This is a genomic window from Exiguobacterium sp. SH3S3 (assembly GCF_004337115.1).
Lineage (GTDB): Bacteria > Bacillota > Bacilli > Exiguobacteriales > Exiguobacteriaceae > Exiguobacterium > Exiguobacterium aurantiacum_A.
This window is the reverse complement of sequence record NZ_SJUU01000019.1, coordinates 1-22485: the sequence shown is the minus strand read 5'-3', so window position 1 is coordinate 22485 and position 22485 is coordinate 1. Positions and strand designations below refer to the sequence as shown.

Here is a 22485-nt window from a genome sequence, read left to right as displayed (position 1 = left end):
GATCCATCATGCGCAGCGCGCTCAGTTTTTGTTCGATCGTATGTCGACTTCTCGTCATAAAAAAACACTCCCCAATCAGATAAACAGATTTGTTATTTCATCTGTCTACTTATTGGGGAGCATATCAGAGCGAGAGGGCGCTTACTCTTGAACCATCGTGACGGAAGACGATACGTTCGTATCGACACCGTTTGAGAATATGAAACTCAGCGAAGCAAGAAGAGCGAAGAATGCAATCAAAAGGCCCTTCATGAAGCGTTTCGCAAATGAGCGAGATTGAACATCAAACATTTTATTTCCCCCGTTCGGACATTGCTGAAACCTGATTTATAAACAACACTTCTTTAATAATAACGTTTTCAAAAAGTGGATACTAGATGGAAAAACATTGTTCACAAAATTGTCACAAAATTCCGTCTGATACTCGGTCGATTTAGAAGCTTGACGGTTGGGTGGTTCATTGTCTCGTTCACAAATTGGACACAATTGACCTGAAGCAGGAAAAGGAACGTGATATGATTAAGAACGTGTGTAGGTAGGTATACTGACAGTAATAAGATGAAAAAGGATGTGTATAGAATGGTATTACGTGCAGGAGATGTAGTCGATCTAGTTGCGGAACGTTCAGCCGATTTTGGCGTATTTATTGGGAACGGCCGTGAAGAGGTATTACTTCATCGGAAAGAACAAACAGAAGAAGTCACAGTCGGTCAAACGGTGCGTGTCTTCCTATATCATGACTCGGAAGGCCGTCTCGCTTCGACGATGACGATTCCGAACGTATCGTTTGAAGAATATGAATGGTTCGATGTGACAGGCGTTCGCTACAATACGGGCGTGTTCGTCAACATCGGCATTCAAAAGGATGTGCTCGTCTCGCTCGACGACCTTCCTGAAAACCGGACATATTGGCCGAAAGAAGGCGATAAGCTATGCGTCCGTCTCAAGTACGATCAAAAAGGCCGTCTTCTCGGAGAACCGGCTCATTATGCGTATTTGAACTTGCTTGCCCGTCCCGCCAAAGAAGAGTGGGGCAATCAAGACGTTCAAGCGATCGTCGTCAACAAACGTGACGTCGGTGTCAACGTCTGGGTCGAGAATGAATCACTCGGTTTCTTACATGAAGCAGAGATGACGCGGTGGCCGCGTCTCGGCGAACAGTTAGCAGTACGTGTGACGCAAGTGAAGCAAGACGGTACCGTTCTTGTATCGATGAAACCGCGAGCGTATGAAGCGATCGACCCGGATGCGGAAAGCATTCGTTCTTACATCGAAGAACGCGGTGGTGAAATGCCTTACGGCGACAAGACAGCCCCAGACGTGATCGACCGTGAGTTTGGCATGAGCAAGGCGGCCTTCAAACGGGCGCTCGGGAAGCTCTTGAAAGAAAAGCAGGTTGAAAAACTCGACAACGGGTATAAATTGAAATAAGATTACTCATGTCCAGGTGGCTAAAAAAAGTTTTAGAATGTATTTCTTTCATTTTAGAAACAAATGCGGTATAGTAATAAGAGTTGACTACGAGGAAACATTTAAAGAACGTCTGCAGAACTAACCTCAGACGTTTTTTGCATGAACAAAGGAGAATATAATTTGACAAAATTTCAAGATTTACAGTTAAGTGAAGCATTAGTAAAAGGTGTACTCAAAATGGGCTTCGAGGAAGCGACACCGATCCAAGCTGAAACAATTCCAATCGCACTTACAGGAGCGGATGTATTAGGCCAAGCACAAACAGGTACAGGGAAAACAGCAGCTTTCGGTATTCCGACAATTGAGCGAATCGACACAAAGGCGCGTCAAGTCCAAGCACTTGTTCTTGCACCGACACGTGAACTTGCGATTCAAGTTGCAGAAGAGTTAAACAAAATCGGGGAAACGAAGCGTGTATACGCACTTCCTGTATACGGTGGTCAGCAAATCGACCGCCAAATCCGCGGCTTGAAAAAGAACCCGCAAATCGTCGTTGCGACACCTGGACGTCTCATGGACCACATGAAACGCAAGACGATCAAACTCGACGAGATCCAAACAGTGATCTTGGATGAGGCGGATGAAATGCTCAACATGGGCTTCGTTGAAGATATCGAGATGATTTTGAAAGGCCTTCCGGCTGAACGTCAAACGCTTCTCTTCTCAGCGACAATGCCACCACAAATCAAGAAGATCGCTGAGCGCTTCATGAAGTCGCCAACGATCATCAAAGTGAAATCGAAGGAAATGACAGTTGAAAACATCAACCAACAGTTCCTCGAATTGCGTGAAGGTCAAAAATTCGATACACTTTGCCGTTTGATCGACATCGACTCACCAGAACTCAGCATCATCTTCGCTCGTACGAAGAAACGTGTTGACGAAGTTACAGAAGCACTCATCAAACGTGGTTACACGGCTGATGGCCTTCACGGTGACTTGACGCAATCAAAACGTGACCAAGTCATCCGTCGTTTCAAAAACGGCACGATCGACATCTTGGTCGCAACAGATGTAGCGGCGCGTGGACTTGATATCACAGGTGTCACACACGTTTACAACTTTGACGTCCCACAAGATCCGGAAAGCTACGTGCACCGTATCGGACGTACAGGCCGTGCTGGTAAAACAGGTACTGCCCTTACGTTCATCACGCCACGTGAATTCGGCCAAGTGAAGTCAATCGAACGTGTGACGAACAAGAAAATGAACCGTCGTCACGTACCGACGATCGCAGAAGTACTTGAAGGAAACCAAAAGCAATCAGCTGAAGATTTGATCGAACGCGTTCAAGCGGGCGATTTCAAAGCTTACACGCAACTTGCGACTGAGCTCCTTGAAGAGTACGAAGCAGTCGAGCTTCTCGCAGCAGCACTTCGTGGTTTGACGAAAGAGCCAGATTCAACACCTGTTGAAATCTCTTACGCAGAACCAGTCCGTGTGAAACGTCAAGGTGGACGCAACGACCGCGGTGGATACCGTGGCGGCGCACGCAGTGGTGGCGGAGACCGTCGCACTGGCGGCGGAGACCGTGGCGGACGCTCAGGCGAACGTAGCGGTGGCGGTGGATACCGTGGAAAACGCACTGGTGGGACTGACGATCGTCGTCGCTCATCAGAAGACCGTGGCCCACGTCGTCCGCGTGACTAATCGATAAAACGAAAACCGCATTTCCTTAAGTGGATTTGCGGTTTTTTTATTTATCTCATGCTACACTGAACGAGTAGAGATTGAAGGATGAGGTGTCAACGGATGGTAGAACTAGGTTTAGGTCTCGTCATATTATTGGCGTGCATCCTAGCATTGAAGCCGATTGTTATGCGGACAGTACGTCCGAATTTCCGATATATTCCGGTCGCCACACTTTTGTTTGGCGCGATGATTTGGTTAGTCATGGCCATCGGCGTCGGCGGGAAGATGGGAATCGGATACGGTGTGATGAGTATCGTGTATTTTATTGCTTGTTTCGGTGCCTATATGTATGTGCATACACGAGCGAGCTGAAACCGGCTCGCTTTCTTGTTTCGAAAATGAGGATGAGGTGATCCAATTGGATGCAGTGGATGTGATGATGAATCCAAATGAAGTCGAAGTGACGTATGAACCGATTTTCGGGGCGGCCACGTTTCAAGTGGAAGGCTACATGGTACACGGCCATTTCAGGGGCGAGTCGCTCACCCCGTTCTTTTATGATGACGACGTACCGGTCGAGTATCAACTCGACATCGCCAAGCGGATGGAACGGTTGGCCGCCGAAGCGTTACGTGACGAAAAGCAGTTCGTCACGTTCCGCTGCCGGTCGGAATGGATCCTTGAAGAAGGGGGCGAAGCATTTTTAGCACCGTTACGGGAATTGAACTTCCCGCTCCACCGGATATTTGTGACACTTCAAGGGACCGAGCTCGTCGATGTGTCTCGTCTGTCCCGTGTCGTCCAATATTATCGATCTTCTGGTGTGAGAGTCGCGCTCGACTTCGCGGAGTCGACGAGTATCGAGGACATCATGACGATTGCACCGGAGTTGTTGCTTGTCGATTTAGCAACGATGGTCGAGAAGAAGACGTTGTCGGTGACTTACCCCCAAATGCTCCAGACGATGGAATACATCGCTTCGAAACTCGGGGCCCCGCTGCTTTATAAGTCAATCGATCATCTCGGTCAGTTGCGTTACGCCTGGCAGCACGGTGGGAGTTACTACATGGGCGGCTTGTTAGGTCGTCAAGAGGATTCCCCGCCGCGTGAAGCAAAAGGAATGAGTGTGCTCACGCAAGAAGTTCCAGCGTTCTTCCTGCACGACCAAGAGCGATTGAAGCGGTTGTATGAGCTAGAATTCGAACTTCACGGAAAAGTCGCGGAGCTCGTCCAAACCGGGAAATGGTCACGGGATAAGAAGGATGAATGGCTGCTCCATATCGCCCCTAAATTAGAAGGGATGCTCGTCCGCTACTACTTGACCGATCAAACGGGCTTCCAGACGAGTGCGAACGTCTACCAAGAGCAACACGTTTGGAAAGTCGATAACACATACCGAGGCTATAACTGGAGTTTTCGACCGTACTTTATCCGGACGATGGCCGCGATGAGTGTTCGCGGGCGGGGCTATTTGTCGGAAGACTATCGCGACTTCAGCTCCAACGAAGTGACACGTACGTTCAGCTACCCGTTACCGGACGGCATGTTTTTGTTCGCCGATTTATCAGAAGAGTACTTATACCAAAACCGATTATTAGATTGAGAGGGATTATGATGTTTGATTACGATTATGATGCGTTGCGTGAGATTGGGAGAATCGTCGCCCGGGCAAGGGATGAGATGGCACGGGCCGTCACGCCAGGGATGACGACGAAAGAGCTCGATGCGATCGGGCAACGTATTCTTGAAGAAGAAGGAGCGGCCTCGGCGCCGATTACGATGTATGAGTTTCCGGGCTATACGTGTATCTCCATCAATGAAGTGGCTGCCCACGGAATTCCAGGTAAAGAAGTCATTAAAGACGGGGACATCGTCAATGTCGATGTGTCTGCCGTGAAAGATGGCTATTATGCAGACACGGGACGAACGGTGATCGCCGGCACACCGAAATCGCCAGAGCATGTCCGCTTAGTCGAGGTCTCGCTCACGTCGCTCGAAGCAGGTCTCAGCAAAGTGAAGGCCGGTACGAAAGTGAACCAGATCGGAAAAGCGATTTACGCGGATGTCCGCAAAAACGGCTTCACCGTCATTCGAAACTTGGCAGGTCATGGACTCGGCCGCACGCTCCACGGCGAACCGGAGACGATCTCGAACTACTATAGCCGGGAAGAGAATGACATCTTGAAAGTCGGTCAAGTCATTGCGGTCGAGACGTTCGTCTCGACGAAAGACGAGATCGTCTACCAGTCAGAAGAGGATGGCTGGGCGTTATTCACACCGAACGACAGCCCCGTCTCGCAGTTTGAGCACACGGTCATCGTGACCGAGGACGGCTATGAAGTGTTGACTGGCACGTTCCGAGAAGAATGACGCAATCAAACAAGGATACAGACCGCGGTCTGTATCCTTGTTTACGTTAACTGGATGATTTGTTCGCTTAACTGATGAATCTTTTTCCAATCCGGAGTGACGACGTCAGGGATCGAGAGCTGACCGTTTTCGACGTCGAGCGGCGTATCGAGCAAGTCAGTCTCAAAATAGGCGCTCGTTCCGGCCATGTCGGCCGGATAGGCGGCACCCGTCAACGAGGCGAATAAGAGCGTATGATAACGGCCGATCGATGATTCGTACATACCACCGACCCAATAAGGGGTACCGCTGTCACGGATCGCGAGCGCCTCGGTCAATCCCCCGACGCGGGCAGGTTTAATGTTGACGATGCGTCCGGCCCGAAGCCGATTCATCGTCTCGACGTCTTGCCGTGAGGTGATGGACTCGTCAAGACAAATGGGCGTCTTGAGTTTTGTTTGCAGGTCGGCCGAGTCGACCCAGCAGTCGCTCGGATAAGGCTGCTCGATCATCAAGAGGCGATGGGCATCGAGTTGTTCGAACCAGTCGAGCGGCTGCTCGTGCGCACTGCCGTTCAAGTCGATCATGAGCGGAGCGTCCGGGAAAAAAGTCCGCACTTCCGCGAGCGCCGTCAATAGCTCATGAGGCGAAGCTTTCAACTTGATCCGTTCGAACCCGGAATCGAGCGCCTGTTCGATCGCGTTCAACGTTTCGGTGAGCAAGCCGATCCCAATCGTCCGCCCGCAAGCGACGTGATGTCCGGCTTGCAAAAGTTGTTTTAGCGTCACGCCAGCACGGGCGGCCTCGATTTCCCAGAGTGCACTCTCCCACATCGCTTTTGCCATCGGGTGCCCGATAATCGAACGGACATGGTCTGGAAATGTGGTCGCGCTGACCGTCTGCCCGTTCAACAATCGATAGATCAGTTCAGACGTGTCGACGGTCGAGCGGACCGTCTCCGACGTGTACCACGGCGTCTCAAAGGCGACACCTTCCCCGTATCCGACTGCTCCGTCGGTCGTTTCGAGACGGAGGATGACCGTCCGTCGCGTCGTCAAGACGGAATGGGCTGTCACAAGCGGGTGTTTGAACGTGAGCGGGACGATGTAAAGGTCAGCTCGTTGAATCATAATCGGTCTCCTTTAAGCGGTATCGCATCAATTTTCCGTTGGCGTTTCGTGGGAGCTGAGTGACCGCGATCAATGCCTTCGGGTGCTTATACTTAGCGAGGTGATCGTTTAAAATTTGCGTAAGTTCGTGAGGGTCGTACGTCCCGACGATATAGGCGATCGGGACGGCGCCCCATGTCGGGTCAGGCTTCCCGGTGACACCTGCGTCCTCGATACCGGGGCATCGCAACAGGACGCTCTCGATCTCCGCGGGATAGATGTTTTCTCCGCCCGAGATGATCAAGTCGCTCCGGCGATCCAAAACATATAAATAGCCGTCTTGGATCGTTCCGAGGTCGCCGGTTCGCCAGTACCTGTCCTCGGTCCAAGCGTTCGCTTCCGATTCGTTATAATAGCCGGGCGTGACGGTCGGGCCATTGACTTCGATCTCACCATCGCGACTGATACGGATGTGGGTCGGTGCGATCGCTTGACCGCTTGAACCGATATGGTCCAGTGCTTCGGACGGCAACAACGTCGCGACTTGAGAGCAAGTTTCCGTCATCCCGTACGTCTGCGCGATCGGCAAGTGGCGGCGGTCTGCTTCTTCGAGCAACGGCCGTGGCACCGGTCCGCCTCCGACGAGAATGACGCGGAGATGGTGACTTGTCAATCCTGCGTCGAGCAGTCGCCCGAGCATGATGGCGACGAGGGAAAGATGGGTGATCCGTTCGGACGCGATCAATTGGATCGTACGCAAGACGTCGAACTTCGGTTCAACGTATAATGCTGAGCCGAACAGGGCGCAGCGGTACACTTGAGCGAGTCCGCTCATGTGGAACAGCGGTGTGACGACGAGCATGCGGTCGGTCGGCTCGTATCCGAGATGTTTTTTTGCGGCCTCGGCGCTCGCGCGATGATTTCCGTACGTCTGTTGCACCGCTTTGGCGTGTCCGGTCGTGCCGGACGTAAACATGAGCGACATCACCTCGTCACGCCCCCAGCGATGATGTCGGCGCAATGGCTCTTGATCGCGTACGCTCACGTCGATTTGAGGGACGTTGAGGTCGATTTCCTGATCGACGAGTAAGATGTCGATGTGGGCCTTGTCGAGTTGCATTGCGAGTTCGCTTGTGGTCAGCCGTGTATTCAACGGGACGAGTACTTTTCCGAGCAAATGGACGGCGTGGACTGCGACGACATAGTCTTTACTATTTGACGCATACAGTCCGATGTGACGAGCGTCCGGAACGGTCCGGCCTAAAAAGTGTGCCAAGCGCGAGCTCTCATCGATCAATTCGCCCCACGTCAGACGTTCCGTTGCGGTGACGAGGGCGATCGTGTCGACAGGATGTTGCTTCAAATCATAATCCATTACAATTACCTCCAAAAAAAGAGTAGCGAATTCGCTACTCTCTTACGATTTACGGGAAACGCGGGAATTGACCGAAGTCAGGGTCACGTTTTTCTTTGAAGGCGTCACGGCCTTCTTTTGCTTCATCTGTCGTGTAGTAAAGAAGCGTCGCGTCACCGGCGAGCTGTTGGATCCCGGCCAAGCCGTCCGTATCAGCGTTCATCGCAGCTTTCAAGAAGCGGAGTGCTGTCGGCGAGTGTTGCAAGATCTCTTGGCACCATTGGACCGTCTCGGTTTCAAGCTGTTCGAGCGGGACGACCGTGTTGATGAGCCCCATGTGGAGCGCTTGTTGTGCGTCGTATTGACGGCACAAGTACCAAATCTCACGAGCCTTCTTATGTCCGACGATGCGGGCCAAGTAGCCTGAACCGTAACCGGCGTCGAACGATCCGACTTTCGGTCCAGTTTGACCGAAACGAGCGTTGTCGGCCGCAATCGTCAAGTCACAGACGAGGTGCAAGACGTGTCCGCCACCGATGGCGTATCCAGCGACCATGGCGATGACCGGTTTCGGGATGACTCGGATCAAGCGCTGAAGATCAAGGACGTTCAAGCGCGGGATATCATCGTCACCGACGTAGCCACCGTGACCGCGAACTTTTTGGTCGCCACCTGAGCAGAAGGCTTGATCGCCTTCACCTGTCAAGATGATGACGCCGACTTCTTTATCGTCACGGGCGCGCGCGAACGCGTCAATCAATTCGTTGACCGTGAGCGGACGGAACGCGTTCCGAACTTCCGGACGGTTGATCGTGATTTTTGCGATCCCGTTCCACTTCTCATATTTAATGTCTTCATACGTCCGGACCGATGTCCAGTTTGCTACTGATTCCATTTAAATTCCCCCTAAAATCAATTTCTCTATCATTGTACCAAATTGTTGGGCGTTCTCGATATGGGGAGCATGGCCCGCATTCGAAATTTCGTGTATCCGAATGTCTGGACGACGTTCACGCATATCGCGAGCAATCGTTTGAAACTTCACATCGTGCGCACCGACGATCAAATCGGTTCGAGGCAGGCGGTCAAGATGCGTCCATAGCGACGGCATACTGCCGGTCCCGATGGCGCGCAAACTGTTCGCGAGCGCTGACGGGTCTTGAGCGAGCCGCTCATGTCGAAGTGAGGCCCGCATCTCGTCCGTTTGACGCCAAAGCGGGAGCATCTCCCATGCGGCGACGAACGCTTCGATTCCGTCCGTCTCGATCCGTCGCGCGAGCCGTTCATCGGCGTCGCGTCGCGCTCGTCGCTCTGAAGCGGTGAGACCGGGCGTCGTACTAATCCCGATGAAGTGGTCCACGCGCTCGTCACAGGCTGCGAGTGTCATCCCGATGCGGCCGCCGAGCGAATAGCCGATGACCGTCCACGGCCTTTCGTCCGTGTCGAGCAGCGTCGATAAATCCTTCACTTGTTGGCTCATCTTCGCGCGGGCGACCGAGCAACTGCCGGTCTGTCCATGTTGAAGCAGGGACGGGGCGACGAGGCGCACCGGCAAGTCAGGGAAATACGAGAGCCATCCGGCGTTGCTCGTGAAGCCGTGCAACAAGAGGACCGGTCTTCCGGACCCGTGCTCGAGCACTTCATACGATACGTCACGGACAGTACGTCTCATGTCCCGTTCTCCAACGTGAGACGCGTGCAAATCGATTCCGTCCAGTTCCGGTGGGATAAGACGTTGTCGGCACGGTCAGATGGGAATTCGATCAACTGAATCCCTGCCTCGATCGCTGCTGTCACGTCTTCTGGACGTTCGAGCAGTTGATAGCTAAGCCCGTATGTGTCGGCGAAGCCACGGATGTTCAAGTCGAGCGGTGTACCGAACAAGTCTTCGAACATCTGTGGCTCGATGGATGCTTGCGGTAAGAAGGAGAAGATGCCCCCGCCGTTGTTGTTGGCGACGATGATCGAGAACGAGCCAGGATGCGTCTTTAGTAATTGCAGGGCGTTGCTGTCATGATAGAACGCCAAGTCACCGATCAGTAACGCGGCTCGTTCTGTGTCGTGGCAAGCGCCGAGCGCACTCGAGATGATTCCGTCGATCCCGTTTGCGCCTCGGTTGGCGAAGACGGATACGGCTTGTCCGGCACCGAGCGTCGTGTCGACGTCACGGATCGGCATGCTGTTGCTGACGAACAAGCGGTCGATCTGAGCGTTCAAGACGTGACTAGTCAAGGCGCTCTCACCGCTCAGACTTGGTTTGGCCGATTCGGCGACTTGTTCGAATAAGGAAAAGCGAGCCGAGTAGACGTCGTCAAACGGGACGTCGATGACCTCCAAATAGTCATTCGCGTCGCCGTAGACGACAGTCGCACGACTCGATGGGTCGCGAAACGAGCCGGGCTGTTCAATCAAGATTTGGTGGGTCTGTTTGAGCCATTCATTCAACCGTTTCGATACAGGAGCCGCACCGAAGCGAACGACCGCATTCGGCGTCCATTCTGGGCTATGCTCACTTGCGAGCCACGTGTCATAATTCGTCAAAACGCCGTCAAAGCAACGCATGCCACTGAGCGGATCGGCAAACACCGGAATTCGGTGAGTGTTTGCTACGTTGTAGATGGTTTCGAGCCAAGACGTCGGCGTGCCAGGTCCGACGACGAAAGCGAGCCGTTCGACGGCCGTCTCTTGTTTGAAGCGAGCCAAGTCGTCGGTGACGGGACGAATGTACGAGGTCTCGCTCCGTCTCGAAGTGGCGGTCAATTGTGACTTCAGACGTTCGATATCGGGCAGTAACGGTTCTCGGAACGGGATGTTAATATGGACCGGTCCGAGCGGGGCCTGCGCACTCAAGCGTACGAGCCGTCCGACGGCTTGTTCCATATAGTGCAGACTCTCTGGCTCGGGCACCGGTAGATCGAGGCTCGTCTTCACATGTTCACCGTAGAGGCGGACTTGATCGATTGCTTGCGGGGCCCCGACGTTACGCAACTCATGCGGCCGATCTGTCGTCAATACGACGAGCGGGAGCTGGGAAATCGTTGCTTCGGCGACAGCTGAAAAATAGTTGGTAGCGGCTGTGCCGCTCGTACAAATTAATGCGACCGGCCGAACGTCTTCGCCAGCGCGGGTTAGTCCGAGCGCGAAGAAAGCGGCTGAACGCTCATCGACGACGACGTGATGGCGTATATTCGGGTGCAAATACGCGGCCATCGCCAGCGGTGTCGAACGCGAACCGGGACTGATGACGACGTCATAAATCCCAGTTTCGACGAGTCGATTCATCATATGGGATACCCAATTCGTTAACATATCGTTCATTCGTGATTGCCTCCTGAAATGACTTGGTCTAACCCGAGCGCTTGCTTGATCGGGCTCAACTTGACTTCTGTCTCGGCTAGCTCTGATTCGAGTTCAGACTCTTGGACGATTCCACAGCCTGCGTATAATGCCACGAACTGATGCTGGACGAGGGCCGAACGGATAGAGACGACAAATTCACCTTCTCCGTCGGTGTTCAACCAGCCGAACGGTGAGCCGTACCAGCCGCGATCGAACCGTTCGATGTCGCGCAGCAAGCGGACGGCCGTCCGCTTCGGAGAACCGCCGAGTGCGGGTGTCGGGTGCAACGACTCAATGATGGAGAGGAGAGACGCGTTCGTGTCCAAAGTTGCTTTGATCGGTGTGTGTAAATGAAACACCGAGCGGTTCTCTAAAATCGTCGGGGACGGCGCGACATGAATGGTCGCTGCATAAGGTGTGAGAGCGTTTTGAATATCTTTGACGACGATTTGGTGCTCCTCTAAATTTTTACGGTCATGCAACAACTGCTGTTTCGCCGTCTCGGTTTCCGCGTCCGTATCCGGGCGTTTGATCGTGCCGGCGATGGCCGCGGTCTCGATATGCGGACCTTGCTTACGGACGAGCCGCTCCGGTGTGGCCCCGAAAAATCCGATTTCCCGTTTCGGTTGATATAAGAACACGTAACTGCCTTCTTGATGTTCAGACAAGTGCCGTAGCGTCTTCGCGAACGGGAACGCTTCATCTGACGTCTGGTAAATCTCTTCCCGGGCGATGACGAGTTTCTCGACTTTTTCTTCGGCGATATATCCTTTCGCCTGTTGAAAACTTGATTTAAAGTGATCGACGCCGTCTTTTACTTTCGAATACGTCGGTGTCGACTCATCGGGCGCGTGCAGGGCGTTGAACTGGGCCAATTGGTCGGCTAGTTGGATTAAATATTGTTCAACGGTCTGGTTTGAAGAAACAAGGGTCGACACCGTCAACGTGTGCTTGTCACCGGAACGACGGTATAAAAATTTAGGGACGACTAAAGCCGCCTCGCCGAATGAGTCCCACATGTTTTTTTGAGGTCGGACGAACGTATCGAACGAAAATCCTGAGAACGCATAGATGACGGCATCGACATCCCGGCGATGCAGGCTCCAGTCGTACTGCAGACGTTGGAACCGTTCGGGTCCGGACGCCGTCAAGACGAGCGCGTCGGCACAACCGAGCATTTCAAGTGAGCGATCGGGTGTCGAAAAATAATAGTGTGATGTTTCTGTATTTTGAATGATATGAAACGCGTCGAACGAAGGGATCTCCCACGTGTATGAGGCAAGGACAGGTCGTTGCCATGCGCGTGCGCGTTTATGCGCTTGTTCGATTCGTTGTTTAATGTGTGTTTGAGTATCTGGCATATAAGAAAAGCCTCCTCAATCCGATGGAATATTCATCTTTTAGTGTATCATGACTTAAGGGCTGGGCTGCCCGTCGAATGCTCGAGAAACATGAGTTGAGACGATTGAGGGACGGGCATTGACAGATTTTTTTGTGGAGACGTAAACTAACGAAGGGAGGGAAGTAGATGAAGAAGAGAGAGAAAGGTGCTTATTGGCGCATGATTCGTCCGCACACACTGACGGCGAGCTTTATTCCGGTGCTGTTAGGAACGTTTATCGTCGCCGGTCAAACCGATTTGAAATGGGGTCTGTTCTTGGCGATGCTCTTCGCCTCGATCTTGATTCAAATCGCGACGAATTTATTTAATGAATATTACGACTACAAACGCGGGCTCGACCACGAAGGCTCGATTGGAATCGGCGGCTCGATCGTACGAGACGGGTTCACGCCGGGTCAAGTGCTCGGCATCGCGCTCGGGATGTATGGTGTCGCGTGTGTTCTCGGTCTGTATCTTGCCGCTTCGACGAGCTGGCATTTGCTTTGGATCGGAGCGTTGTCGATGGTCGTCGGCTATCTGTATACGGGTGGTCCGCTTCCGATTGCGTATACGCCGTTCGGTGAACTTGTCGCCGGATTGTTCATGGGCTACGTCATCATCGGGATTTCAGGATATATCCAAATCGGTACGGTGACGACTGAGTTGTTGCTCGTGTCATTCCCGATGGCGCTCTTGATCGGAGCGATTTTACTAGCCAACAATATTCGGGACTTGGATAACGACAAGGTGAACGGACGACGCACGATTGCGTGTCTCGTTGGACATCGCCGGGCCGTGCTCGTTTTGGCCGGATTCTTTATCGTTGCGCTGATTGGTATCCTCGTCGCCGTATTCGTTTACGGGGTCACGCCTTGGGTATTGCTTTCGTTAATGACCGTTCCGATCATGATTCGTGCGGTGAAGCGTTTCTGGGTGAAACGTGAGCCGGCCGACCTGATGCCGGCGATGGCGATGACGGCGAAGGTCAACACGTTATTCGGGGCCTGGATGGTCATCGGATTAATCGTCGCACGCGTTATCGCATAAACATAGAGGAGGGGAACGATATGTCAGTCGTCAAAGACATGCTTGCGTTCAATGAACGGTTCGTGACAGAGAAGCAGTATGAGCAGTACGTGTCAGATAAATTTCCTGATAAGAAAATTGTCATTTTAACTTGTATGGACACACGGTTGACGTCGTTATTGCCACATGCGCTCGGTTTGAAGAACGGCGACGCGAAAATCATCAAAAACGCGGGCGCGGTATTGTCGCATCCATTCGGATCGGTCATGCGTTCGATTCTCGTCGCCTTATACGCTCTCGGTGCGGAAGAGGTGATCGTTATTGGACATTACGATTGCGGCATGGCCGCTATCGACCCGAACGCGGTCATCGGCGAGATGGAGCGGCGCGGAATTGATCCGCAGACGTTACAGACGCTCAAAGCCTCAGGCATGGACTTGGAGAAATGGTTGCACGGCTTTGACTCGGTCGAGGCGAACGTCGTCAACTCGGTCAGCCTGATCAAAAACCATCCGCTCCTGCCGCCGGGTACGGACGTCCACGGATTTGTCATCGATCCAGGAACGGGGCGACTCGATGTCGTAGAGGCATAATCATCCAATCTATGCAAAAAGGCGAGCTCCGTTTTGAGAGAGCTCGCCTTTTGTCATCCGTACGTGTTGACCGGAATATCTTTGTAGTCATCTTCGTCCGAGTCTTTCGACTTGGATTTTTTGTTTTTCTTATAGTTCTTCTCATACTCTTGCTCGCTCGGTGTTTTGAAGAAGCGTTGCCACGTGGCGTTGATCTCAGAGCCGATCAAGATGATCATGCCGGTCAACTGCAGCCAAAGCAACGTGACGATGATGCCTCCGAGTGATCCGTACGTCGAATCGTAGTTACCGAAGTTCGAGACGTATAGGCTAAAACCGAGTGAGACGAGCTGCCAAGCGATGACGCCGAAGATGGCGCCGGGGACGGTGCTTTTCCAAAACACGTGTTGTTGCGGTGCAATCTTATAAAAGATCGACAGCGTCAAGATTAAGATGACCGTCGTCAGCACGTAACGGAACACGTTGATCAAGACGACTTCGGCACCGGAAATTGGGATGTAGTCTGAAATGAATTCGATGATTTGTGAACCGAACACGTTCGAGATGATGAGTAGCAAGACGCCGACGCCGAGGAGGAACGTCAAGCCGAGGGCGATGCCTTTACTGACGAAGAAGTTGCGTTCGTTGTCCTCGCCATAGGCGTGGATTGCCATATTGATCAATCGTTCGACTCCTTTAGAGGCCGACCAAATCGCTAAAATCGCACCAATCGAGAGCAGTCCGCCTCGTGGCTCGCCGATCGCCTCAAAGATCCCTGATAAAAACTCGGTCGCCGCCGAACCTGGCGCCAGGTTATTTAACTGTTCTTGAAACGACGCTTGCGTGATGTCGAAGAACGAGAGCAACGCTAAAATAAAAATGATTCCCGGGAAAATGGATAAGAACCAAAAAAAAGCGAGCGTTGCCCCGTAATCTTGAACGTCATGCTCTTTAAAGCGACGAAACAACTCTTTCCCGAAGGTGAGCCAATTCTTTTTTTCTTTCACTTCTGTAGTGTCCATGCGCATATCCTCCTGAACGTTATCGTTAGAAACTATCTTTCCCGATTTGTCAGTAGGTTACACATTGATTCAGTCTTCGGCTAACGTTTTGTCAAAGAATCGTTCTGGATTGGTGGTGAGCAGCTCGGCTAAAGAAGGGGGTCTGACTGGCAGGCGGCTCAATGCGCTCCGCTTCACCCAAATCGGTGTGTACGAGCCGTTCGTCTGTTCAGCTTGGAACTCTTCGCCTGTACCGGTGCCGAATTCGCCATTTGTGACGCGGGCCCAAAAATAAGGATTCAATTCACCGTTGAAAGCGACGTAGGCGGCGACTCCTTCAAGCTCGACGTGGACACCGAGTTCTTCATAAGCTTCACGGACGGCAGTTTCTTCAGCCGTATGGCCAAATTCGACACCGCCGCCAGGGAAGACGTAATAGAGTGCGTTTTCTTTTTCGCGTCGAATGAGCGCGACCTCATCGTGTTCGTTCGTGAGGATGATGGCGCTGCGTAATTTTGTTCTGACCAATGGGATCGTTCCTTTCGGTAGCTTATAGTGAACAAAACGCATCGACTCACCGTCGATGCGCTTTGTTAATCTGTCGTTGTTTGTTCTAACGATTCGTACATATCAGAAGTCAAACCGTTCTCATGAGAACCGATAACTTTTGCGGCGACGCGCATGCCGAGGCGGAGCGCGTCTTCAATCGAATGATGCTTCATCAATTCAGAGATGACGGCCGAGAAGAAAGAATCACCGGCGCCTGTTGAATCAGCGACTTTGACTTTTGTCGTCGGTACGTGTCCTTGCTCGTTCGTCCGGAGATCGACGTAGACGGCACCGAGCTCGCTCATCGTGACGATCGTGAGCGGCGCACCTTTCATCGCGAGCACTTCGGCGACGCGCAATGCGTCATCGACGGTGACGATTGACATATCAGACAGGATTTCGGCTTCTTCACGGCTACAGATGAAGCCGGTGAAGCCTTGAAGCAAGTGGCGATTTCGTTCTATGACGGACAAATGACCGCACACCCCGTAAAGCGGAAGCTTCATCTCGCGACAAAGTTCGATCGTCTCATTCAAGACGTTGACCGACAAATCGAGGTCGATGGCGACGGCTTCGCTTTCGGCGAACACCGTATCGATTCGGCGGAGGATACATTGTTCCATCATCGCTTCATCTGGTTGTTTCGAGATCGAGGTCTGGAGGTCGCCGTTATTGTCCATGACGGCGAGCCACATGCCCATTCCGTTATCCTCAAGCAGGTCGACGTGGTCGACGTTGACGTTTAAGTCGCGAAGCTCTTGAAGGACACCCATCCCGATTTGGTCGTTTGTGACGGTTGACACGAACCGGACGTCGTTACCGAGGACACCTAAGTTTTGCGCGACGTTACGGCCGGTTCCGCCGTTTGAGAACGCGATGTCCCCGACGTTTTTCGCATCTTTATGAAGCGGGGCGAACGATGTTCCTTTAATATCGACAAATACTTTGCCGATTACTGCAATCGTATTCATATGCTGTACCACCTTTAGCCAATCATCTATCTGTTATCGGTCTGTTAGACACATTATTCCCATTATAGCGAAATCGTCATTCGCTTTCAATGACGGTTTCAAACGCTGTCGAAATTTGTCAATCCCATGAAGAACTGAGCAAGCGCAGTCCGTTCAAAATGACGAGAATCGTTGACCCTTCATGACCGACGACGGCGAACGGCATGACGAGCAGCTCGAAGATGTTCGTCGCGATCAAAACGAGGATGACGCCGAGGGCGAACACGACGTTCTGCAAGACGATCCGGTTCAATTTACGGGATTGCTCGATCGCTGAACTCAAGCGGACGAGATCGTTTTTCATGAGGACGACGTCAGCCGTCTCGAGTGCGGCGTCGGTTCCTTCGCCCATGGCGATCCCGACGTCTGCTGTCGCGAGTGCCGGTGCGTCGTTGATGCCGTCTCCAATCATCCCGATCGTGCCGTACTCTTGTTTTAACAGCTTGATTTGTTCGACTTTCTCTTCCGGGAGGCATTCGGCGATGTAGCGGGTCAAGCCCGCCTCCGTCGCGATGGCGCGTGCGGTCGCTTCATTGTCGCCTGTGATCATGATCGTCGCGATCCCGAGATGGTTCAAGCGCTCGATCGCTTGTTTGGCTTCCGGGCGCAACGTGTCACGCAGTGCGAATGCACCGATCGTCTGTTCATCGTCACTGACGAAGACGAGTGTGTGTCCGGCGGCTTTTAACCGTTCGACATCTTCGCGGTAGAAGTCACCGCTCCGGTCGGCGAACTTTTGTTTACCGACCCGGTAGGAAGTGCCGTCAATCGTCGCTTCGATGCCTGAACCGGTAATGTCTTTAAAGTGGTCCATGTCTCCCGTATGTTTACCCGTGAACTTGACGAGCGCCTCGGCGAGCGGGTGCATCGAATGTTCTTCGATCAGACTGACGACGCGATAAACGTCTTCTGCTGCCATGTCAGGATGAACTAACGCCGTTTGGACGACCGGCTTACCGATTGTGAGTGTTCCGGTCTTATCGAAAGCAATCGCTTTGAGGCGTCCCATGTTTTCGATGTGGACACCACCTTTGAACAAAATCCCGTGTTTAGCGGACGAGGCGATGGCGGCAAGCGCGGCCGGTGTGATCGCCGCGACGAGGGCGCACGGTGAGGCGACGACGAGCAGGATCATCCCGCGGTATATGCTTGTCTCGAGCGACCACGAAGTGAGGACGGGACCGAGCAAGATGATGGCCGTGACCGAGATGAGCACGATCTGGACGTATCGTCCTTCGTAGCGGTCGATGAACTGGGCCGACGGTGATTTTTCTTCTTGGGCTTGCTGCACCATCTGAATGATCTTTTGGAACAATGTCTCGGTGGCGAGTTTCGTCACCGATAACGTGAGCACCCCGTTCAAGTTAACACTTGAACCGAACACTTCGTCGCCGACGGTCCGGTCGACCGGAATCGATTCCCCGGTGATGGCGGCTTCTTCGACGGAGGCGGTCCCGCTCAAAATGCGTCCGTCGACCGGGATGCGTTCACCCGGCCGGACGTAAATCCGGTCGCCGACTTTTAAGTCATCGATGTGGACGACTTCGAGACCGCCGGCTGCATCGAAACGGGTCGCTTGTTCCGGTTGGAGTTCCATCAACGATTCGAGCGCCCGCTCGTTTTTGTTCAGCGTGTACGTCTCGAGTGCACCGGACAAGGCGAAGATGAAGATGAGGATCGCGCCTTCCATCCAATAGCCGATCGAGGCGGCACCGATCGCCGCGATGATCATGAGCAGCTCGACGTTCAATGATCGGGTTTCCCACGTATCGGTCAGTCCTTCTTTGGCTTTGGCGTAACCGCCGATCAAGAAGGCGGTCAAGTAGAGCGTGACGTAAATCCAAGTGGCTCCGTCTTGTCTTTCTGCGAGATATGCGAGTACAATCAATACACCGCTGATGAGCGCCATGATGAGCTCGATATGTTCGAACCAGTTGGCCCGTTTGAAGACGTGGCTTTTTTCTTGTGCAGTAGTTACCTGTACGTTCATAGTGACACCTCTTTCTAATTGAGAATATATATCAGTTAAATGATAATGACTGAGGATGATTATCATTATCTTTTGTTGTTTTAAAGGGTTTTACATCCGTTTTCTTCACGTCGATTATTTATAATGATTATCATGTGAGTCTATTTTATCATCATTCATAACAACTCACAAACTAAAAGATTAAGGAGATTTCGTGTCATGCAAAATATTTTTCAACGCTCTTGGAGCGTCACGCTGTTGGCGTTGTTCAACACGTTTTTATGGGGCAGTGCTTTCCCGTTCATTAAATTAAGTTATGAGGCGTTAGACATCGGGGCAGGCGAGTACGGCCAACAACTGTTCTTTGCCGGCGAACGGTTTTTACTGGCTGGTATTCTGTTGCTCGTGATCAGCCGGCTCGTCTTCAAGCGGCCGATCCGATTGAATGCGGAAAAATTGAAGGCATACGCACACTTAGGGGCGTTCTTGACGTTTTTGCAATATCTGTTCTTCTATATCGGATTATCCATCTCGACCGGGGTGCAAGGGTCGATCATCGCCGGCTCGACATCGTTCTTCCAAATGGCGCTCGCACATTTCCGCTATGAAGATGATCGGTTGAACCGGTTGAAAGGCATCGCGCTCACCCTCGGCTTCTCAGGAATCGTCATCGCGAACTGGCCGACAGCAAGCTCGGAAATCGGTTTTGGAATCGGTGAGATCCTTCTCATCTTGGCGATGGTGTCTGGCGCGTTCGGGAACTTGGTCGCGAAAGACTACTCGCGACATCATGACGTCGCCCCGATGACCGCTTGGGCGATGGTGATCGGTTCGCTCGGTCTGTTGATCGTCGGATTTATCCTTGACCCGGGAGGCGTATTCTTGCCTTACACGGTCAAGACGCTATTGTTCCTGTTATACCTCGCATTGTTATCAGCGGTCGGTTTCACGTTGTGGAACACGCTCATGAAGCACAACCCGGTGAGCCGGGTGTCGCTCTATATGTTCTTTGTTCCCTTGTTCGGTGTCCTATTATCGAGTTTACTGCTCGGTGAGACGATTCCTTGGAACGCGCTCGTCGGGTTGCTATTCGTCATCGCCGGCATCTACTTGTCAACGTATTTTCAAGGTCGTCGTCGGCCGGGCGGCTCTGTTGCGAAATGAGTTCGAGGTACAGTTGACGGAAGTTTATTTTCATGACAAAATATATTAAAAATTCTGAAAATTTTTCAGTTATGAATCGGTCTTCGTTGTAAAGACTTGCGTACGACAAGTTAACAGAAGGGAGGGTTTGTGCCATGACGAGAAATTTGATTGTCCGAAACATCCTCGTGTCGCGCCAGCCGCGAGACGAGTACGTCAAGTACGTGATGAAGTGCGTGAGTCGCGGATTGAAAGAACATCACGACCAAGTCGATGTGCGCGCCGTCAGGCAAGGCGATGACATCCAGACGAAGTGGCAAATCAACGATCGTGTCATCGAGGTGACGCTCAAGTCCGACGTATTGGCATCGCTCGATACGGAGCCGTTCGCTCTCGATGAGGTGTTCATCCGGGCATTCGAACGAAACGATGTCAGAGTCGGGCCGCCAAACGAATGACAAACGAAAAGGATGAATCTCCGCGGAGACTCATCCTTTACTTATGCTTCGATCGGTTTGGCTTTTGACGTGAACAGGCTGATCGACAGGATGCCGAGGATCAAGGCGTACATGAGGAAATATACTTCTTTAGGCAACGCGACCCAAAACGCACCGATCATCGGACCGCTGATCGACCCGACACTGAACGAGATGCTGTACAGCATGTTGCCGGTCGGTAAGAGTGAGCGGGGCAACACTTCCGTCATATGGGCGAGGCCGAGCGAATAAGTGGAACCGAGTCCGGCACCGGCCAAGGCAAACAAAACGAGCAACCACAAATAGTTGTCGACGGCGAGGTTCGCGAGTGCGAACAAGAGCGTACCGAGCGTCAAGACAATTTGAAGGACGCGTTTCTTCCCGAAGTGATCGGCGAGCCGTCCGAGCGGCAACTGGACGATGATGGACGCGACGATGAACGTCGTGATGAGCGTGCTCGTCTGTGCGAGCCCGATGTCGTTACGGACGGTGAAGATCGGCAAGTTCGCATTCAGGCTCGCTTCAAGAAAGCCGTATGTAAAAGCCGGGAGCAGCGTGTACCCGGCGCCGATCAAGACGAGGCGGATGCGTCCGGTCGAATCCGTCTTCACTTTCTCCGCTTCGGGGTACTCGTTGTCGACCTTGAAGATAAGGAAGAGTGATCCGAGACAGAAGAAGATCAAGACGAGGAACGGGAGCCAAAAGTGAATATCGACGAGCGGGGCGATCAACGGACCGACCGCAAACCCGAGACTGAACGACATCCCGTAATACGCCATCGCCCGGCCGAGACTCCGTTTCTCGCTCACGGACGTGACCCACACTTGCGAGCCGTAGTGAAGCGCCGAGTCCCCGAATCCGATGACGAAGCGCATGACGGCCCACATGAGCAGTGACGGCCAGAGCGGTAAAAAGAACGTGGCGAGCGCCGTCAACACGATGCCGAGCACGATCGTCGGGCGGAATCCGTATTTGCGGACGAACCGTTCGAGTAGCGGCGCCGAGACGATGATGCCCAAATAGAGCATCGTCGCGTTCAGTCCGTTCAGCCAGGCCGGGTTGCCGTCACGTTCGATTAATGTGGATAGTAAAGGGATGAGCGCCCCTTGAATCAAGCCTGAAATAAAAACGACGAGCAATAAGATCGAAAAACGAAACCGTTCCATAGTTCACCTCATATACAAAAATAAAAAGCTGAGAGGTCTCAGCTTTTTGGTTCATCAATCGGTTGGGGAGTATGATTTATTTGCAGTAACTCGTCGTCCCAACTGCCTTGACTGAATACTTCATCATGGTCTACTTTGTCCGAAACGAATGCGGCTGTCAATAAGATGCTGAGCACGCCTCCGAAAATGATGATTCCCATGACGGTAACGATGAACACATAGATCGCTGTCATCATCGAACACCTCGATTCGTTTTATATACTAAATATTTCCCGAATCGAAATAATTAAAACGACTGGGCGACACGTTGTCTAAAGTCGACTGTCGGATAGTACGCTTGTTTGACGAGTGCGTTCGGTCCGAGGCATTTGACGGCGGGACAATGGCACGACAGTGTGGCGTTCAACGCGCTGTTCGTCCATTGATCGTACGCGTCTTGGAACGACGTATCGTACAACGTGCCGAGTGTGCCGAGTTCGTCGCCGAAGTCGGTGACGATGATCTGACCGTCAAAAATGTTCGTGTTCAACCGGGAGCGTCCGTCCGGGTCGTTGCGGACCGTCACGTTTTTCGCGGTCGAGAGTCGCCGCAGTAAGGCGCGGTCGGCTTCTGAGTCCGAGCAGGCGTAAAACGGCAACGTTCCAAACAGCATCCAGACGTTCTCGTCCCGAATGTCGAGTACGTCATGGATAGCTTGACGGATCTCGTCGAGAGAGGCCGACTCGAGCGCGCTAGCGAAGTCTGCGGGGTACATTGGGTGCAATTCTACTCGCTGGCAACCGAGCGAGACGATTTCCTCGTGAATCTCTTGTGAACTACTCACCACTTATTTGCTTCGCAACTTGAAGTGGGAGCTTCTTGGGAAGACCGTGCTTTGACCAGCCACGGTTGTGGACCAAGCTCGTCGGGCAGTCCCTGCCCTGGAGTGTTTCAGTC

Annotated in this window: 21 protein-coding genes and 1 pseudogene; 9 read left to right on the top strand and 13 right to left on the bottom strand. The window is 52.6% G+C overall.

Translation table 11 applies throughout. The annotated features are described in order from the left end of the window. Positions 1-579 precede the first annotated feature (579 nt). The 5 genes from EVJ28_RS13450 to map all read left to right on the top strand — a co-directional run bounded on the left by EVJ28_RS13450 (position 580) and on the right by map (position 5475). Entirely contained in the window at positions 580-1431 is an 852-nt protein-coding gene (locus EVJ28_RS13450; protein ID WP_131456861.1) for a CvfB family protein, read from the top strand. 162 nt (positions 1432-1593) lie between these two features. After that, a complete protein-coding gene (cshA, locus tag EVJ28_RS13445; RefSeq protein WP_070328919.1) occupies positions 1594-3123 on the top strand; it encodes a degradosome RNA helicase CshA in 1530 nt (509 codons plus the stop codon). Between the two features lie 102 nt (positions 3124-3225). Beyond that, the gene (locus EVJ28_RS13440; RefSeq protein ID WP_035385950.1) at positions 3226-3477 is read left to right on the top strand and encodes a hypothetical protein; all 252 of its coding nucleotides are present in this window, start codon (positions 3226-3228) and stop codon (positions 3475-3477) included. A 67-nt stretch (positions 3478-3544) separates the two neighbouring features. Continuing rightward, positions 3545-4708, top strand: coding sequence for an EAL-associated domain-containing protein (locus EVJ28_RS13435; RefSeq protein ID WP_236634173.1), 1164 nt, complete (start codon positions 3545-3547; stop codon positions 4706-4708). A gap of 11 nt (positions 4709-4719) precedes the next feature. Next, positions 4720-5475 (top strand): type I methionyl aminopeptidase, encoded by a 756-nt coding sequence (gene map, locus EVJ28_RS13430; protein WP_131456863.1) that lies wholly within the window; start codon positions 4720-4722, stop codon positions 5473-5475. A gap of 41 nt (positions 5476-5516) precedes the next feature. Here the strand turns inward: map and menC are convergent, their stop codons facing one another. The 6 genes from menC to EVJ28_RS13400 are packed head-to-tail and all read right to left on the bottom strand — an operon-like array spanning position 5517 to position 12617. Next, entirely contained in the window at positions 5517-6584 is a 1068-nt protein-coding gene (gene menC, locus EVJ28_RS13425) for an o-succinylbenzoate synthase (protein ID WP_131465677.1), read from the bottom strand. Then, complete coding sequence (menE, locus tag EVJ28_RS13420) at positions 6568-7938, bottom strand: o-succinylbenzoate--CoA ligase (protein WP_131489276.1); 1371 nt, start codon at positions 7936-7938, stop codon at positions 6568-6570. The genes menC and menE overlap by 17 nt, the downstream gene beginning before the upstream one ends. A gap of 49 nt (positions 7939-7987) precedes the next feature. Next, positions 7988-8812 (bottom strand): 1,4-dihydroxy-2-naphthoyl-CoA synthase, encoded by an 825-nt coding sequence (gene menB, locus EVJ28_RS13415; protein WP_131489274.1) that lies wholly within the window; start codon positions 8810-8812, stop codon positions 7988-7990. Further along, positions 8813-9589, bottom strand: a complete 777-nt coding sequence (locus tag EVJ28_RS13410) for an alpha/beta fold hydrolase (protein ID WP_201738418.1) — start codon at positions 9587-9589, stop codon at positions 8813-8815. It abuts the gene before it with no gap. Beyond that, positions 9586-11235 carry a 2-succinyl-5-enolpyruvyl-6-hydroxy-3-cyclohexene-1-carboxylic-acid synthase gene (gene menD, locus EVJ28_RS13405; protein WP_131456869.1) on the bottom strand — a complete coding sequence of 550 codons (1650 nt, stop codon included), beginning with the start codon at positions 11233-11235 and terminating at the stop codon, positions 9586-9588. Before menD ends, EVJ28_RS13410 begins: the two co-directional genes overlap by 4 nt. Further along, the gene (locus tag EVJ28_RS13400) at positions 11232-12617 is read right to left on the bottom strand and encodes an isochorismate synthase (protein WP_131441103.1); all 1386 of its coding nucleotides are present in this window, start codon (positions 12615-12617) and stop codon (positions 11232-11234) included. Before EVJ28_RS13400 ends, menD begins: the two co-directional genes overlap by 4 nt. Positions 12618-12784: 167 nt before the next feature. Between EVJ28_RS13400 and EVJ28_RS13395 the strand changes: the two genes are divergently transcribed. Together EVJ28_RS13395 and EVJ28_RS13390 are read left to right on the top strand one after the other, a co-directional pair. Then, positions 12785-13684 (top strand): 1,4-dihydroxy-2-naphthoate polyprenyltransferase, encoded by a 900-nt coding sequence (locus tag EVJ28_RS13395; RefSeq protein WP_070328929.1) that lies wholly within the window; start codon positions 12785-12787, stop codon positions 13682-13684. 20 nt (positions 13685-13704) lie between these two features. After that, a complete protein-coding gene (locus EVJ28_RS13390; protein WP_131456873.1) occupies positions 13705-14256 on the top strand; it encodes a beta-class carbonic anhydrase in 552 nt (183 codons plus the stop codon). A 53-nt stretch (positions 14257-14309) separates the two neighbouring features. Here the strand turns inward: EVJ28_RS13390 and EVJ28_RS13385 are convergent, their stop codons facing one another. The 4 genes from EVJ28_RS13385 to EVJ28_RS13370 form a co-directional block, all read right to left on the bottom strand. Further along, positions 14310-15257: a YihY/virulence factor BrkB family protein gene (locus EVJ28_RS13385; RefSeq protein WP_131456875.1), complete on the bottom strand. Its 948-nt coding sequence runs from the start codon at positions 15255-15257 to the stop codon at positions 14310-14312. A 69-nt stretch (positions 15258-15326) separates the two neighbouring features. Next, positions 15327-15764: an NUDIX hydrolase gene (locus EVJ28_RS13380; protein ID WP_201738358.1), complete on the bottom strand. Its 438-nt coding sequence runs from the start codon at positions 15762-15764 to the stop codon at positions 15327-15329. Between the two features lie 65 nt (positions 15765-15829). Continuing rightward, on the bottom strand, positions 15830-16756 hold the full coding sequence (locus EVJ28_RS13375; RefSeq protein WP_131468012.1) for a carbohydrate kinase family protein: 927 nt from the start codon (positions 16754-16756) through the stop codon (positions 15830-15832). Between the two features lie 118 nt (positions 16757-16874). After that, entirely contained in the window at positions 16875-18785 is a 1911-nt protein-coding gene (locus EVJ28_RS13370) for a heavy metal translocating P-type ATPase (RefSeq protein ID WP_131456881.1), read from the bottom strand. A gap of 198 nt (positions 18786-18983) precedes the next feature. Between EVJ28_RS13370 and EVJ28_RS13365 the strand changes: the two genes are divergently transcribed. Both EVJ28_RS13365 and EVJ28_RS13360 read left to right on the top strand, forming a co-directional pair. After that, on the top strand, positions 18984-19928 hold the full coding sequence (locus EVJ28_RS13365; RefSeq protein WP_131456883.1) for a DMT family transporter: 945 nt from the start codon (positions 18984-18986) through the stop codon (positions 19926-19928). Between the two features lie 134 nt (positions 19929-20062). Beyond that, on the top strand, positions 20063-20365 hold the full coding sequence (locus EVJ28_RS13360; protein WP_016510464.1) for a hypothetical protein: 303 nt from the start codon (positions 20063-20065) through the stop codon (positions 20363-20365). A gap of 41 nt (positions 20366-20406) precedes the next feature. On the opposite strand, the gene EVJ28_RS13355 is transcribed toward EVJ28_RS13360, so the two are convergent. The 3 genes and pseudogenes from EVJ28_RS13355 to yfkAB all read right to left on the bottom strand — a co-directional run. Next, positions 20407-21549 carry an MFS transporter gene (locus tag EVJ28_RS13355; protein ID WP_016510467.1) on the bottom strand — a complete coding sequence of 381 codons (1143 nt, stop codon included), beginning with the start codon at positions 21547-21549 and terminating at the stop codon, positions 20407-20409. Positions 21550-21587: 38 nt separating this feature from the next. Continuing rightward, complete coding sequence (locus tag EVJ28_RS13350) at positions 21588-21782, bottom strand: hypothetical protein (protein ID WP_233589689.1); 195 nt, start codon at positions 21780-21782, stop codon at positions 21588-21590. A gap of 53 nt (positions 21783-21835) precedes the next feature. Then, positions 21836-22360 (bottom strand): annotated as a pseudogene (gene yfkAB, locus EVJ28_RS13345) (radical SAM/CxCxxxxC motif protein YfkAB); the annotation flags it as partial. Between the last annotated feature and the right edge of the window lie 125 nt (positions 22361-22485).